The organism is Fulvimonas soli, assembly GCF_003148905.1.
Classification (GTDB): Bacteria; Pseudomonadota; Gammaproteobacteria; order Xanthomonadales; family Rhodanobacteraceae; genus Fulvimonas; species Fulvimonas soli.
The window spans coordinates 125,247-138,549 of the sequence record NZ_QGHC01000004.1 but is presented as its reverse complement, the minus strand read 5'-3'; the positions used below and the strand labels follow the sequence as shown (position 1 = coordinate 138,549).

The window sequence follows — 13,303 nt, the reverse complement described above, 5'->3', positions numbered from 1 at the left end:
TCGGAAGGATGGAGCGCCGCGGCGGACGCCGGGCGGGTGGCGAAGTGTACGACGGAAGGCGCGGCCGTGCCGCGGCCGGGAGGGCCGCGGCAGGCGCGGAAGGTCAGTTCACCGCAGCCGGATTGGTGTTGTTGCCGGCCGGCGTGTTGAGCACGCTGTGGATCACGTGGTCGTGCTCGAAGTACACGATGAAGCTGGCGTACTCCCAGCGGTTGATCACCGGGTGCCTGGCGCTGTCGCCGCCGCGCGGCGACAGCTTGCGCTGCGGCGCACCGTACTTCCTCTCCACCTGCGCCATGCTCATGCCGCGGCTGGGCAGGTCCATGCCCTTCTCCTGCTGCACGCGGTGGATCAGCAGGTTGTCGGCCCGCGCCGGCTGCGGCGCGGCGAAGCCGATCGCGGCCAGCAGGGCGATCAGCGGCAGGCTGGAAATGCGCGTGTTCATGGGTCCCCTCTCCGCACTAGGCGTGGCCGCGCCGTTGTAGCAGAACCGCCGCAGGCCCGCCACGGGCGGCCGCGGGCATTGCGATGGGGTGGGCATTCTCCCGGCCGGCTATCATGCGCGGCTGTCCCACGCGAAGCTTCCGCATGATCGCCTTCCGCCATTTCGCCCTGCGCCGCGGCGCCCGGCTGCTGCTCTCCGACATCGACCTGGTGATCCAGGCCGGCTGGCGGCTGGGCGTGGTGGGCCGCAACGGCTGCGGCAAGTCCAGCCTGTTCGCCGCGCTGCAGGGGCAGGTGGAGGCGGACGCCGGCGAGCTGGACCTGCCGGCGAAGCTGCGCCTGGCGGCGGTGGCGCAGGAGACGCCGGCGCTGCCCGATCCCGCCATCGAGTACGTGATGGGCGGCGACGAGGCGCTGGCCGCGGCGATCCGCGACGAGGCCGACGCGCAGGCGCGCGGCGACACCGAGGCGGTGGCGAAGGCGCACCACCGCATCGAGGAGCTGCACGGCTACGACGCCCGCGCCCGCGCCGGCCGCCTGCTGCACGGCCTGGGCTTCGCGCCGGAGACGCACGAGCGCGCCGTGCGCGCGTTCTCCGGCGGCTGGCGCGCGCGCCTCAACCTCGCCCGCGCGCTGATGGCGCCGTCCGAGCTGCTGCTGCTGGACGAGCCGACCAACCACCTCGACCTCGACGCCGTGCTGTGGCTGGAGGAATGGCTGCGCCGCTACCAGGGCACGCTGCTGGTGATCTCGCACGACCGCGACTTCCTCGACGCGGTGACCACCCACACGCTGCACCTGCACGAGGGCCGCGCACGGCTGTACGTGGGCGGCTACAGCGCCTTCGAGCGCCAGCGCGCCGAGCAGCTGCGCCAGCAGCAGATCGCGCACGAGCGCGAGCAGGCCGAGCGCGCGCACCTGCAGTCCTTCATCGACCGCTTCAAGGCCAAGGCGAGCAAGGCCAAGCAGGCGCAGTCGCGGATGAAGCGGCTGGAGAAGCTGGCCGGCACCGAGGCGGTGCGCGCCGAGCGCCCGTTCCGCTTCCAGTTCGACGCGCCGGAGAAGGTGCCCGACTCGATGCTGCAGCTGGAGGGCGTAAGCGCCGGCTACACACACGCGGAACCGCTCCCTCTCCCCGCCGGGGAGAGGGCCGGGGTGAGGGGCCGGTCTGGCGACGAGGTTTCATCCGGGCGTGGCTCCGATGAAGCCGCCCGCGAGCTTGCCCCCTCGTCCCGGCCTTCTCTTCCCCAAGGGGGAGAAGGAGCCAAGGTCGTGCTGCGCGACGTGCGCTTCCGCCTCGAGGCCGGCGAGCGCATCGGCCTGCTCGGCCCCAACGGCGAGGGCAAGTCCACCCTGGTGAAGACGCTGATGGGCGAGCTGCCGGCGCTGGCGGGCGAGCGCAAGGCGCACAAGGACGTGCGCATCGGCTACTTCGCCCAGCACACGGTGGAGAGCCTGCGCGCGGGCGCCACCCCGTTCGACCACCTGCAGGAGAAGGCGCCGGACGCGCCGGCGCAGGCGCTGCGCGATTTCCTCGGCGGCTGGAACTTCGCCGGCGACCGCGCCTTCGAGCCGGTGGAGGGCTTCTCCGGCGGCGAGCGCGCGCGCCTGGCGCTGGCGCTGATCGCCTGGGACAAGCCCAGCCTGCTGCTGCTCGACGAGCCGACCAACCACCTCGACCTGGACATGCGCGAGGCACTGGCCGACGCGCTGGCCGACTTCGACGGCGCGCTGGTGCTGGTGGCGCACGACCGCCACCTGCTCGGCATGGTCTGCGACAGCTTCTGGCGCGTGGCCGACGGCCGCGTCGAGCCGTTCGACGGCGACCTGGACGACTATGCGCGCTGGCTGCGCGCGCGCGGCGGCGGCGCGAGGAAGGCGGACGAGGCCAGGGCCGCGCCGGCCGAATCCGCCGCCGACCGCCGCCGCGCCGCCGCGGCCCAGCGCGAGAACGAGAAGGCCTCGCGCCAGCGGGTGAGGAAGATCGAGGCGCGCGTGGCCGCCATCGACGCCGAGCTGGCGGCGCTGGAGGCGAAGCTGGCCGATCCGGCGACCTACGACGGCCCCACCGCGGCGCTGCTGCAGCTGGGCCAGCGGCAGGCCGAGCTGCGCCGCGAGAAGGACGCGCTCGAAGCCGAATGGCTGGAGCTCTACGAGGCGCTGGAAGCCTGATGGCCGCGCCGTCGCCCGCCCGCGCGCTGGAACTGTGGCTGCCGGACCTGCGGCGCTTCGACCGCGCCTCGCCGCTGCGCCGGCTGCTGGCGCGCGCGGACCGCGAGGCGGACGGCCCGGCCGGCTACCTCGGCGGCCTGGACGGCTATTTCGACGCCGGCGCGCGGCCGCTGCCCGCCGCCGCGCTGACCCGCGAGCTGCTCGCCGGCGATGCCGGCGCGGCGCCGTGGCTGGCGGCCGACCCGGCGTGGATCGAGCCGGACATCAACGGCGCGCGCCTGCTGGCCTGCGGCCGGCTCGGCCTCGACGCGGCGGAAGCCGAGGCCCTGGCCGAGACCCTGCGGCCGCTGTTCGCGGAACACGGCATGCGGCTGGAAACCACCACGCCCGACCGCTGGCACCTGCGCGTGCCGGAGGACGTCCCGCTGCCGGATTTCCCGTCGCCGGAGCAGGCGCTGGGCGAAAACCTGCTGGGCCACCTGCCGCAGGGGCCGCAAGGCCGCCGCTGGCGCGTGCTGCTCAACGAGGCGCAGGTGCTGCTGCACCAGCATCCGCTGAACGCCGGGCGCCGCCGGCGCGGCCAGCCGCCGGTCAACAGCCTGTGGCCGTGGGGCGGCGGCCGCCTGCCGGCCACGGTGGAGAGCACGCTGGCCGGCGTCTGCGGCGACGATCCGCTGCTGCTCGCGCTGGCCGCGCGCGCCGGGCTGCCGCATCGCCGCCGCGAGCCCGCGCGGCTGGCGGACCTGCCCGCCGGCTGGCTGGCCGACCTGCAGGACCTGCCCGTCGACGATATCGAGCAGGCGTGGCGGCCCGCGATCGAGGCCGCGGCGCGGCGGCGCGCGCTGCGCCTCGCGTTCGCCAGCGGCGAGCGCTGGCGCTGGCGGCCGTGGCACCGGCTGCGCGCCTGGCGCGGGGCGCGCGCATGAGCGCGCCGAAGCCGGAGCTGCGCCGCCGCGCGCCGCAGGGCGAGCCGCACGGTTGGGACGAGCGCGTGCATCCGGTATTGCGGCAGGTCTACGCGGCGCGCGGCGTGCTGCATCCCGCGCAGGCCGAACACCGGCTGCAGCGCCTGCTGCCGCCGCAGACGCTGGGCGGTCTGGACGCGGCGGTGGAGCTGCTGGCCGAGGCGATCCGCGCCGACTGGTCGATCGTGGTCGCCGGCGACTACGACTGCGACGGCGCCACCGGCACCGCGCTGGCCGTGCGCGGGCTGCGCATGCTCGGCGCGCGGCGGGTGGACTTCGCCATCCCCAACCGCTTCGCGCACGGCTACGGGCTCAGTCCCGCGCTGGTCGAGTCGTTGCAGCCGGCGCCGCAGCTGATCGTCACCGTGGACAACGGCGTGGCCAGCGTGGCCGGCGTGGCGGCGGCGAAGGCGCGCGGCATCCGCGTGATCGTCACCGACCACCACCTGCCGGGCGAGCGCCTGCCGGCGGCGGACGCGATGGTCAATCCCAACCTCGCCGGCGACGGCTTCCCCAGCAAGGCGCTGGCTGGCGTGGGCGTGATGTTCTACCTGCTGCTGGCCCTGCGCGCGCGGATGCGCGGGCAGGGCGCCTTCGCCGGCCGCGAGCCGGACCTGGGCGGCCTGCTCGACCTCGTCGCGCTGGGCACGGTGGCCGACCTGGTGCCGCTGGACTTCAACAACCGCGTGCTGGTGGAGGCGGGGCTGAAGCGCATCCGCGCGGGCCGCGCCTGCGCCGGCATCGCCGCGCTGGTCGAGGCCAGCCAGCGCAGCCCCGCCGCGCTGTGCGCCAGCGATCTCGGCTACGCGCTGGGGCCGCGCCTCAACGCGGCCGGCCGGCTGGAGGACATGCGCCTGGGCGTGGCCTGCCTGCTCGCCGACGACCCCGCGCAGGCCCGCCACCTCGCCGGGCAGCTCAGCGCGATCAACCAGGAGCGCCGCGAGCTGCAGGCGGCGATGGTCGCCGAGGCGGAGGCCATGGTGGCGCTCGCCGGGCCGACCGACGCGGTGGGCGTGGCGCTGTACGAGCCGTCCTGGCACGCCGGCGTGGTGGGCCTGGTCGCGTCCAAGCTGAAGGAGCGGCTGCACCGCCCGGTGATCGCCTTCGCGCCGGCGGGCGAGGACGACGCGGCCGAGCTGCGCGGCTCGGCGCGCTCGATTCCCGGCTTCCACGTCCGCGACGCGCTGGCCGCGATCGACGCGCGCCATCCGGGCCTGATCGGCCGCTTCGGCGGCCACGCGATGGCGGCCGGCCTGAGCCTGCGCGCGGACGACTACCCGCGCTTCGCCGCGGCCTTCGACGCCGTGGCGCGCGAGTGGATCGCCGCCGAGCAGCTGCAGGCGGTGCTCTACACCGACGGCGAGCTGCCGCCCGGCGCCGTCTCGCTGGAGCTGGCGCGCCAGCTGCGCTTCGGCGGGCCGTGGGGGCAGGGCTTCCCCGAGCCGGTGTTCGACAACGTGTTCGACTGCGCCGGCTGGCGCCCGATGGGCGAGCGCCACTGGCGGCTGGACCTGCGCGACCCGCGCGACGGCGCGCGCCACGACGCGGTGCTGTTCAACGCGCCGCCGGGACCGCCGCCGCCGCGGCTGCGGGCGGCCTACGAGCTGACCGTCAACGACTGGCAGGGCCGCGAAAGCCCGCGCCTGCTGCTGCGCCACGTCGAGCCGGCCTGAGCCCGTCCGCTTCGTGCCTTCACGCACTGCCGCTTGCCTTCGGGCCGCGCCGGCGCTTGGATGGAGCCCTCCCGCGCCAAGGAACAACGCAGCCATGATCGAACAGATGAGCGGCCTGCCGGCCGGCGTGCTGGGCTTCAGCGCCCACGGCCAGATCACCGCCGCCGACTACGAGAACGTGATCATGCCGGACATCGAGGCGGCCTTCGCCCTGAACCGCAAGATCCGCCTCATCTACCACCTGGGCCCGGACTTCACCGGCTACGACGCCGGCGCGATGTGGGACGACGTCAACCTCGGCCTGCGCCACTTCAGCGGCTGGGAGCGGGTGGCGCTGGTCACCGACGTGGGCTGGGTGCGCGCGATGGCCAGGATGTTCGGCTTCGCCATCCCCGGCGAGTTCCGCCTGTTCGGCAACGCGGAGCTGGAGGAGGCCAAGCGCTGGATCGCCGGGCCGCCCGAGCGCACGCCTTCCGCATAGGCCGCACGGGATACTTGCGCGCCCGCCGCGGTTCTGTTCTAGTCGGCGGCATGTCCACGTCCGCCGCCCGCTTCGCCGCCGTCCCCGCGCCCATCGCGCGGACCGCCGTGCCGGGCGGCGACCGCAACCGCGCGAACAATAACAACGCCAACCGCTGGCGGGCCCGCGCGTAGCCGAGACACAACCGGATACACGCGACGAAGGCCCGCCCACCGCGGGCCTTCGTCGTTTCCGCATGCCGTTTTCCAGACGATGAAGGGGAAAGTGCGATGTGCTCGATCTTCGGAATGTTCGACCTGGCGCCGGGCGACGACCTGGCCGCGCTGCGCCGGCTGGCGCTGGAGCTGTCGCAGCGCCAGCGCCACCGCGGCCCCGACTGGAGCGGCGTGTTCGTGGACGCCGGCGCGATCCTGGTGCACGAGCGCCTGGCCATCGTCGACCCGGCCAGCGGCGCGCAGCCGCTGCGCTCGCGCGACGGCGCGCTGGCGCTGGCGGTGAACGGCGAGATCTACAACCACCGCGAGCTGCGCGTGGGCAGCGCCTACGACTTCACCACCGGCTCGGACTGCGAGGTGATCAACGCGCTGTACCGCGAGCTGGGCCCCGAGGCGTTCGCCGCCGAGGGCGTGGGCCGGCTCAACGGCATCTTCGCCTTCGCGCTGTGGGACGGCGCGGCGCGGCGCTGCCTGATCGCGCGCGACCCGATCGGCGTGTGCCCGCTGTACTGGGGCCACGACCGCGAGGGTCGCCTGTGCGTGGCCTCGGAGATGAAGGCGCTGGCCGGCGTGTGCGCCGACGTGGCGGCGTTCCCGCCCGGCCACGTGTACGACAGCGCCGCCGGCCGGCTGGCGCGCTACTACGAGAGGCCATGGCGCGACTACGCGGCCACGCGCGGCAGGGCGGTGGCGCCGGGCGAGCTCCGCGCCGCCTTCGAGCAGGCCGTGCACCGCCAGCTGATGACCGACGTGCCCTACGGCGTACTGCTCTCCGGCGGCCTGGACTCCTCGCTGGTCGCCGCCTGCGCGGCGAAGTTCGCCCGCGAGCGCGTCGAGGACGACGACCGCAGCGAGGCCTGGTGGCCGCGCCTGCACTCCTTCGCCATCGGCCTGGAAGGCTCGCCCGACCTGGCCGCCGCGCAGGTCGCCGCCGACGCGCTGGGCACCGTGCACCACGGCTTCGTCTACACCTTCTGGGAAGGGCTGGACGCGCTGCCGGAAGTGATCCGCCACATCGAGAGCTACGACGTCACCACCGTGCGCGCCTCCACGCCGATGTACCTGCTGGCTCGGCGGATCAAGGCGATGGGGGTGAAGATGGTGCTCTCCGGCGAGGGCTCCGACGAGATCTTCGGCGGCTACCTGTACTTCCACAAGGCACCCTCGGCCGAGGCCTTCCACGAGGAGACCGTGCGCAAGCTCGACGCGCTGCACAGCTACGACTGCCTGCGCGCCAACAAGGCGATGATGGCCTGGGGCGTGGAGGCGCGCGTGCCGTTCCTGGACCTGGCCTTCCTCGACGTGGCGATGGGCATGGACGCGGCGCACAAGATGGCGGGGCAGGGGCGCATCGAGAAGGCGGTGCTGCGCGAGGCCTTCCAGGGCGCGCTGCCGGACTCGATCCTGTGGCGGCAGAAGGAGCAGTTCAGCGACGGCGTGGGCTACGGCTGGATCGACGGCCTGAAGGCGCACGCCGAGCAGGCGGTCAGCGACCGCGAGTTCGCCGCGGCCGCCGCGCGCTTCCCGTACAACACGCCGGCGACCAAGGAGGCCTACCTCTACCGTGCGATCTTCGAGAGGCACTTTCCCGGCGAGGCCTGCGCGGCCACGGTGCCGGGCGGCAAGTCGATCGCCTGCTCCTCGCCGGCGGCGCTGGCCTGGGACCCGGCCTTCGCCGCGATGGCCGATCCGTCCGGGCGGGCGGTGCGGGGCGTGCACCAGCAGGCGCTGGCCTGAGCGTCCTTCGCGGCCGGAGGTTGCCCCCGCAGGGTTGCCGCAGCGCTGTGGGGGAGCGGCCTCCGGCCGCGAAGTCCCGGCTCAGCGCAGCCCGTCATGCAGCAGCATGCAGGTATGGCGCCCCCCGAAGTCGAAGTAGAAGTCCATGTCGTCCAGCGCGCCGCTGCCGAGCACGTAGTCCCAGCGCATCCGGGCGTCCTTGAACACGCCGAAGGTCATCCTGATCGGCTGGCCGGAGATCACCACCTCGGCGGTGGCCTCGTTGACCCGCGCCGCGTGCCGGCGCGGCCCGATGTCGCCCAGCCCGATGCGGTGGGTGTAGGTGGCGTGCAACTGGCCCAGCGCGGTCTGGTCGCCGCTCAGGTAGAAGCTGCTGCCGCTGTCGAGCAGGGTGGTGCGCAGCGTGCCCTCGATCGGCAGCGCGGCGACCACGCGGATGTCGTTGCCCCACACGTCGCTTGCGACCAGCATGGGCTCCTGGCAGGCCGGGCGCGGCTCGGCCTTGCCGTAGACGTGGATGCGGTCCCTGGTCAGCCGGAAGGTGCCCAGGTGCCGCAGCACGTCGATGCCGATCAGCCGGGCGTGGCCCGGCAGCACCTCCACCGGCGCGTTCTCCACGACGACGCCGGCGAAGCCGAGCCGGTCCAGCACGCCGTACTCCACCGGCACGCCGCGCGACAGGAAGCCGTTGGCCTGCCCGGACCTGCCGAGCATGCGCACGCCCAGCCGCCGCGCGGTGTCCGCGTCCATGGCGAGGAAGGAGGCGCCGGTGTCGACCGTCAGGCGGGCTTTCCCGCCGTTGGCCTCGACCTCGATCGCGCCGCGGTTGTCGTGGACCGGATGCTCCAATGGAATGTCGAAGCCCGCCTCGGGGCGCTGCAGGCGCAGCGGCGGGCGCGCGCGGCGTTCCTCGACGTAGCGGCGCATCCCGTCCAGCTCGGCCTGCGGCACGCGGCCGGCGAAGCGGCGCGCGATGTCCAGCTCGGCGGCGGCGGCCACGCCTTCGCCCTGCGCCAGGCGCAGGTTGCCGTTGGCGAAGCGGGCGCAGAACAGGGCGATGCCCGGCCGGCTGGCGAAGAGCTCGCGCTCGCACAGCCGCGCGTCCTCGTCGGCCTTGTCCAGATTGAAGTGGATGCGTTCCAGCGCCATCGCCGCCAGCACGCGCGACACCGGGTCCGGCGACTGCCGGTAGATCGCGGCCAGCGTGGGCACGTCCGCCAACAGCAGCGACTGCGTGACGACCACGCGCGGGTCGGCGGGAGCGGAGGGCGCCGGTTCCGGCGCCGTGCCGGCGACGGCGGCGCCGCTGCCGAGGACGGCCAGCAGGCCGCGGGCTAGCCAGGACTTCACGATCCCTGTTCCCCTGTCCGAGCGCGAGCGGCGCAGTCTACCGCCGGCGGGGCGATGCGCGCGAGCCGCGTCCCGCGCATCCGTGGCGGCCGCCGGCTCTGCTACCATGGGCGGCCGTTTTTCCCACAGTGTCATCTCCATGATCGAGACCAATCCGATCCTCGCGCAGATCGCGGACCTGAAGGGCCGCATCGAGTCGCTTAGGGGGTATCTTTGACTACCCGGCCAAGCGCGAGCGCCTGGAGGAAGTAGGCCGCGAGCTGGAAAGCCCCAACGTCTGGGACGATCCGCCGCGCGCGCAGGAACTGGGCCGCGAGCGGGCCCGCCTGGAAAGCATCGTCAGCGGCATCGACGGCATCACCGCCGGCCTGGCCGACGCGGGCGAGCTGCTCGAACTGGCCGCGGCCGACGGCGACGAGGCCACGGTGAACGCCGTGCTGGCCGACGTGGCCAGGCTCGACGCGCAGGTGAACAAGCTGGAGTTCCAGCGCATGTTCTCCGGCAAGATGGACTCGGCCAACGCCTTCGTCGACATCCAGGCCGGCGCCGGCGGCACCGAGGCGCAGGACTGGGCCGAGATGCTGCTGCGCATGTACCTGCGCTGGTGCGAGTCGCGCGGCTGGAAGACCGAGCTGATGGAAGTCAGCGCGGGCGAGGTGGCCGGCATCAAGTCCGCCACCTTCCGCGTGGAGGGCGACTACGCCTACGGCTGGCTGAAGACCGAGATCGGCGTGCACCGGCTGGTGCGCAAGAGCCCGTTCGACTCGGACAACCGCCGCCACACCAGCTTCACCTCGGTGTTCGTCTCGCCGGAAGTCGACGACGACATCGACATCGAGATCAACCCGGCGGACCTGAAGACCGACGTGTACCGCTCCAGCGGCGCCGGCGGCCAGCACGTCAACAAGACCGAGTCGGCGGTGCGCATCACCCACGTGCCCACCGGCGTGGTGGTGGCCTGCCAGACCGAGCGCAGCCAGCACGCCAACCGCGACCGCGCGATGAAGATGCTGAAGGCCAAGCTGTACGAGCTGGAGCTGCAGAAGCGCAACGCCGAGAAGGACGCGCTGGAAGCGAGCAAGTCCGACATCGGCTGGGGCAGCCAGATCCGCAACTACGTGCTCGACCAGAGCCGCATCAAGGACCTGCGCACCGGCGTCGAGCGCTCGGACACGCAGAAGGTGCTCGACGGCGACCTGGACGAGTTCGTCGAGGCGAGCCTGAAGGCCGGCCTGGATGCCGGCGCCAAGCGCGTCGATGCTTGAGCCGCCGGCATGGCGGGGTTACGATATGGCTACCCATATTCATGGATAAGGGTAACCATATGAAGACCACGCTGGACATCAACGACGAACTGTTCCGGCAGATGCGCGACATCGCCCAGCACGACAAGGTCACGCTGAAGAGCCTGGTCGAGCAGGGGCTGCGCCTGGTCATCAAGAGCAGGGAGGCGGCGCCGGCGCGCAAACGGGCCGAGCCCGTGGTCTTCAAGGGCAGGCTCGGCTTCACCCCCGAGTTCGAGGGCAAGGACTGGCGCGCGTTCAAGGACGAGGCGCGGCGCAGGTGATCGCCGTCGACACCAACATCCTTGCCTACGCGCACCGCCCGGACTACCGCGACGAGCATGCGCCGGCCCGCGATGCGCTGGCCGAACTGATCGGCGGCGCGCGCAGCTGGACCGTTCCATGGCCGTGCGTGCATGAATTCCTCGCCCTGGTGACCAATGCCCGCGCGTTCCGGGAGCCCAGCCCGATCGACATCGCCTGGGCTGCGGTGCGGGCATGGTTCGATTCGCCTGGGTTCATCCGGATCGGGGAATCGGCCCAGCATCTGCAGACGCTCGAACGCATCGCGCGGCAAGGCAAGATCAGGGCCGCCATGTACCACGACGCCCGCATTGCGGCGATCTGTATCGACAATGGCGTGTCCGAGTTCTGGACCGCTGACCGGGATTTTTCCCGATTCCCCGAGTTGCGCCTGCGCAACCCGCTTGTGGCCTGAAGCATGAACGACGCGAACCCGACCCAGACCGCCATATCCGACGAAAACAAGCTGATCGCCGAGCGCCGCGAGAAACTGAAGGCGCTGCGCGGGCAGGGCATCGCGTTCCCCAACGATTTCTCGATCGACAGCTTCGCCGGCGACCTGCAGGCCGAGTACGCCGACAGGGAGGCGCACACCGCCGAGGCGATCGAGGCCGCCGCGCGCCGCGTGAAGGTGGCCGGCCGCATCCTGCTCAAGCGCGTGCAGGGCAAGGTCAGCTTCGCGCAGCTGCAGGACATGACCGGGCGCATCCAGCTGTTCGTCCACCAGGGCACGGTGGGCGAGGCGGCCTACGAGGCGTTCAAGGGCTGGGACGTGGGCGACATCGTGGGCGCCGAAGGCACGCTGATGCGCACCAAGACCGGCGAGCTGTCGGTGAAGGTCGAGGCGCTGCGCCTGCTCACCAAGAGCCTGCGTCCGCTGCCGGACAAGTTCCACGGCCTGGCCGACGTGGAGCAGCGCTACCGCCAGCGCTACGTGGACCTGATCGTCACCGAGGAGGCGCGCCGCACCTTCGCGCTGCGCTCGCGGATCATCGGCTTCATCCGCCAGTGGCTGGAGGCCGCGCCGCGCCGCTTCATGGAGGTGGAGACGCCGATGATGCACGTCATCCCCGGCGGCGCCACGGCCAAGCCGTTCGTCACGCACCACAATGCGCTGGACATGGACCTCTACCTGCGCGTGGCGCCGGAGCTGTACCTCAAGCGCCTGGTGGTGGGCGGCTTCGAGCGCGTGTACGAGATCAACCGCAACTTCCGCAACGAGGGCGTGTCGACCCGGCACAACCCCGAGTTCACCATGCTCGAGCTGTACCAGGCCTACGCCACCTACAACGAGGTCATGGACCTCACCGAGAACCTGATCCGCGAGACGGCCCGGCAGGTGATCGGCAGCACCGAGCTGACCTGGGAGGGCGCGCGGATCGACCTCGGCCCGCCCTTCCGCCGCTGGACCATGGAAGACGCCGTGCTGGAGCACAACCCCGCGATCCGCCGCGAGGAGCTGCGCGACCGCGCGGCGATGGCCGCGCACGCCGCGCGCCTGGGCATCCCGGTCAAGCCGGGCTACGGCTGGGGCAAGCTGCTGCTGGAGATCTTCGAGAAGACGGTGGAGCACACGCTGGTCCAGCCGACCTTCATCACCCAGCACCCGGTGGAAGTCTCGCCGCTGGCGCGCGAGAACGACGCGGACAAAGGCATCACCGACCGCTTCGAGCTGTTCGTCAACGGCAAGGAGCTGGCCAACGGCTTCTCCGAGCTCAACGACCCGGAGGACCAGGCCGCGCGCTTCCAGGCCCAGGTGGACGCCAAGGACGCCGGCGACGACGAGGCGATGCACTTCGACGCCGACTACATCCGCGCGCTGGAGGTGGGCCTGCCGCCCACCGGCGGGCTGGGCATCGGCATCGACCGGCTGGTGATGCTGCTCACCGGCTCGGCCTCGATCCGCGACGTGCTGCTGTTCCCCTACATGCGGCCGGAAAGCTGACGCGCCCGCGCGGCGGGCCTCCGCCGTTCCGGCCGCCGCCCGCCATGGCGGACGACGCAGTCGGGTAAAATGCCGTTTTGCCCGCGCGGAGTCTGTCCCATGTGGTTCTCGATCGTCGCCAAGGATCATCCCGGCTCGCTGGACAAGCGGCTGGCCGCGCGCCCCGCGCACCTGGAGCGGCTGCACGCGCTGCAGCGGGAAGGGCGCCTGCTGCTGGCCGGCCCGTTCCCCGCGATCGAGTCGGAGGACCCGGGCCCGGCCGGCTTCACCGGCAGCCTGATCGTCGCCGAGTTCCCCTCGCTGGCCGAGGCCGAGGCCTGGGCGGCGGCCGATCCCTTCGCCGCCGCCGGCGTCTATGCCGCAGTCGAGGTCAGGCCGTTCCGCAAGACCCTGCCATGAGCGAGGCGATGGTCGAGGAAATCCGCCGGCGCCTCACCGAGGCGCTGGCGCCGGTGGAACTGGAGGTGCTGGACGAGGGCCACAGGCACGCCGGCCACGCCAACGAGGGCAAGGGGCACTACCGCGTGCGGATCGTCAGCGCCGCCTTCGCCGGCGCGCTCCCGCTCGGGCGGCACCGCCTGGTGTATGCCGCGCTGGCCGGCCTGATGGACCATGGCATCCACGCGCTGGCCATCGATGCGCGCACGCCCGACCAGCAGGATCAAGCAGTTGGACGACATTCCTGAAGCGGCTTCCGGTGCCGTGCCGCGTTGCGGCCTCACCCCGCGTTTGGCA

General features: G+C 72.7%; 14 protein-coding genes. 12 read left to right on the top strand and 2 right to left on the bottom strand.

The features are described 5' to 3' along the window. Nucleotides 1–103 precede the first annotated feature (103 nt). Nucleotides 104–445: a hypothetical protein gene (locus C7456_RS06270; RefSeq protein ID WP_109722892.1), complete on the bottom strand. Its 342-nt coding sequence runs from the start codon at nucleotides 443–445 to the stop codon at nucleotides 104–106. Between the two features lie 143 nt (nucleotides 446–588). Here C7456_RS06270 and C7456_RS06265 point away from each other — a divergent pair, with 143 nt between their 5' ends. The 6 genes from C7456_RS06265 (at nucleotide 589) to asnB (ending at nucleotide 7,687) form a co-directional block, all read left to right on the top strand. Then, nucleotides 589–2,616 (top strand): ABC-F family ATP-binding cassette domain-containing protein, encoded by a 2,028-nt coding sequence (locus tag C7456_RS06265; RefSeq protein WP_109722891.1) that lies wholly within the window; start codon nucleotides 589–591, stop codon nucleotides 2,614–2,616. Next, nucleotides 2,616–3,542 (top strand): phosphoglycerate mutase, encoded by a 927-nt coding sequence (locus tag C7456_RS06260; protein ID WP_109722890.1) that lies wholly within the window; start codon nucleotides 2,616–2,618, stop codon nucleotides 3,540–3,542. Before C7456_RS06265 ends, C7456_RS06260 begins: the two co-directional genes overlap by 1 nt. After that, nucleotides 3,539–5,254, top strand: coding sequence for a single-stranded-DNA-specific exonuclease RecJ (gene recJ / locus C7456_RS06255; protein ID WP_109723085.1), 1,716 nt, complete (start codon nucleotides 3,539–3,541; stop codon nucleotides 5,252–5,254). The genes C7456_RS06260 and recJ overlap by 4 nt, the downstream gene beginning before the upstream one ends. Nucleotides 5,255–5,348: 94 nt before the next feature. Further along, a complete protein-coding gene (locus C7456_RS06250; protein WP_109722889.1) occupies nucleotides 5,349–5,735 on the top strand; it encodes a SpoIIAA family protein in 387 nt (128 codons plus the stop codon). Nucleotides 5,736–5,785: 50 nt separating this feature from the next. Beyond that, on the top strand, nucleotides 5,786–5,908 hold the full coding sequence (locus C7456_RS17640; protein ID WP_281268503.1) for a hypothetical protein: 123 nt from the start codon (nucleotides 5,786–5,788) through the stop codon (nucleotides 5,906–5,908). Nucleotides 5,909–6,004: 96 nt separating this feature from the next. Continuing rightward, nucleotides 6,005–7,687, top strand: a complete 1,683-nt coding sequence (asnB, locus tag C7456_RS06245; protein WP_109722888.1) for an asparagine synthase B — start codon at nucleotides 6,005–6,007, stop codon at nucleotides 7,685–7,687. An 81-nt stretch (nucleotides 7,688–7,768) separates the two neighbouring features. On the opposite strand, the gene C7456_RS06240 is transcribed toward asnB, so the two are convergent. Next, a complete protein-coding gene (locus tag C7456_RS06240; protein ID WP_245889789.1) occupies nucleotides 7,769–9,037 on the bottom strand; it encodes a retropepsin-like aspartic protease in 1,269 nt (422 codons plus the stop codon). Nucleotides 9,038–9,176: 139 nt separating this feature from the next. Here C7456_RS06240 and prfB point away from each other — a divergent pair. The 6 genes from prfB to C7456_RS06210 all read left to right on the top strand — a co-directional run bounded on the left by prfB (nucleotide 9,177) and on the right by C7456_RS06210 (nucleotide 13,254). Then, nucleotides 9,177–10,302 (top strand): peptide chain release factor 2 gene (prfB, locus tag C7456_RS06235; protein WP_109722887.1). Its coding sequence is split into 2 segments (ribosomal slippage): nucleotides 9,177–9,251 and nucleotides 9,253–10,302, totalling 1,125 coding nucleotides; the frame shifts between segments, so codons are not numbered across the junction. Nucleotides 10,303–10,361: 59 nt separating this feature from the next. Beyond that, nucleotides 10,362–10,604 (top strand): hypothetical protein, encoded by a 243-nt coding sequence (locus C7456_RS06230; protein ID WP_109722886.1) that lies wholly within the window; start codon nucleotides 10,362–10,364, stop codon nucleotides 10,602–10,604. Further along, complete coding sequence (locus C7456_RS06225; protein WP_170120189.1) at nucleotides 10,601–11,038, top strand: type II toxin-antitoxin system VapC family toxin; 438 nt, start codon at nucleotides 10,601–10,603, stop codon at nucleotides 11,036–11,038. The genes C7456_RS06230 and C7456_RS06225 overlap by 4 nt, the downstream gene beginning before the upstream one ends. 3 nt (nucleotides 11,039–11,041) lie before the next feature. After that, a complete protein-coding gene (lysS, locus tag C7456_RS06220) occupies nucleotides 11,042–12,568 on the top strand; it encodes a lysine--tRNA ligase (RefSeq protein ID WP_109722884.1) in 1,527 nt (508 codons plus the stop codon). A 99-nt stretch (nucleotides 12,569–12,667) separates the two neighbouring features. Further along, complete coding sequence (locus C7456_RS06215) at nucleotides 12,668–12,967, top strand: YciI family protein (RefSeq protein WP_109722883.1); 300 nt, start codon at nucleotides 12,668–12,670, stop codon at nucleotides 12,965–12,967. Further along, nucleotides 12,964–13,254: a BolA family protein gene (locus C7456_RS06210; protein WP_109722882.1), complete on the top strand. Its 291-nt coding sequence runs from the start codon at nucleotides 12,964–12,966 to the stop codon at nucleotides 13,252–13,254. Before C7456_RS06215 ends, C7456_RS06210 begins: the two co-directional genes overlap by 4 nt. Nucleotides 13,255–13,303: the final 49 nt, after the last annotated feature.

Excerpts from the sequence above, each read along its gene's own strand:
- C7456_RS06270 (WP_109722892.1), bottom strand. The coding sequence starts at position 445 with ATGAACACGCGCATTTCCAGCCTGCCGCTGATCGCCCTGCTGGCCGCG.
- C7456_RS06265 (WP_109722891.1), top strand. The coding sequence starts at position 589 with ATGATCGCCTTCCGCCATTTCGCCCTGCGCCGCGGCGCCCGGCTGCTG.
- C7456_RS06260 (WP_109722890.1), top strand. The coding sequence starts at position 2,616 with ATGGCCGCGCCGTCGCCCGCCCGCGCGCTGGAACTGTGGCTGCCGGAC.
- recJ (WP_109723085.1), top strand. The coding sequence starts at position 3,539 with ATGAGCGCGCCGAAGCCGGAGCTGCGCCGCCGCGCGCCGCAGGGCGAG.
- C7456_RS06250 (WP_109722889.1), top strand. The coding sequence starts at position 5,349 with ATGATCGAACAGATGAGCGGCCTGCCGGCCGGCGTGCTGGGCTTCAGC.
- C7456_RS17640 (WP_281268503.1), top strand. The coding sequence starts at position 5,786 with ATGTCCACGTCCGCCGCCCGCTTCGCCGCCGTCCCCGCGCCCATCGCG.
- asnB (WP_109722888.1), top strand. The coding sequence starts at position 6,005 with ATGTGCTCGATCTTCGGAATGTTCGACCTGGCGCCGGGCGACGACCTG.
- C7456_RS06230 (WP_109722886.1), top strand. The coding sequence starts at position 10,362 with ATGAAGACCACGCTGGACATCAACGACGAACTGTTCCGGCAGATGCGC.
- lysS (WP_109722884.1), top strand. The coding sequence starts at position 11,042 with ATGAACGACGCGAACCCGACCCAGACCGCCATATCCGACGAAAACAAG.
- C7456_RS06215 (WP_109722883.1), top strand. The coding sequence starts at position 12,668 with ATGTGGTTCTCGATCGTCGCCAAGGATCATCCCGGCTCGCTGGACAAG.
- C7456_RS06210 (WP_109722882.1), top strand. The coding sequence starts at position 12,964 with ATGAGCGAGGCGATGGTCGAGGAAATCCGCCGGCGCCTCACCGAGGCG.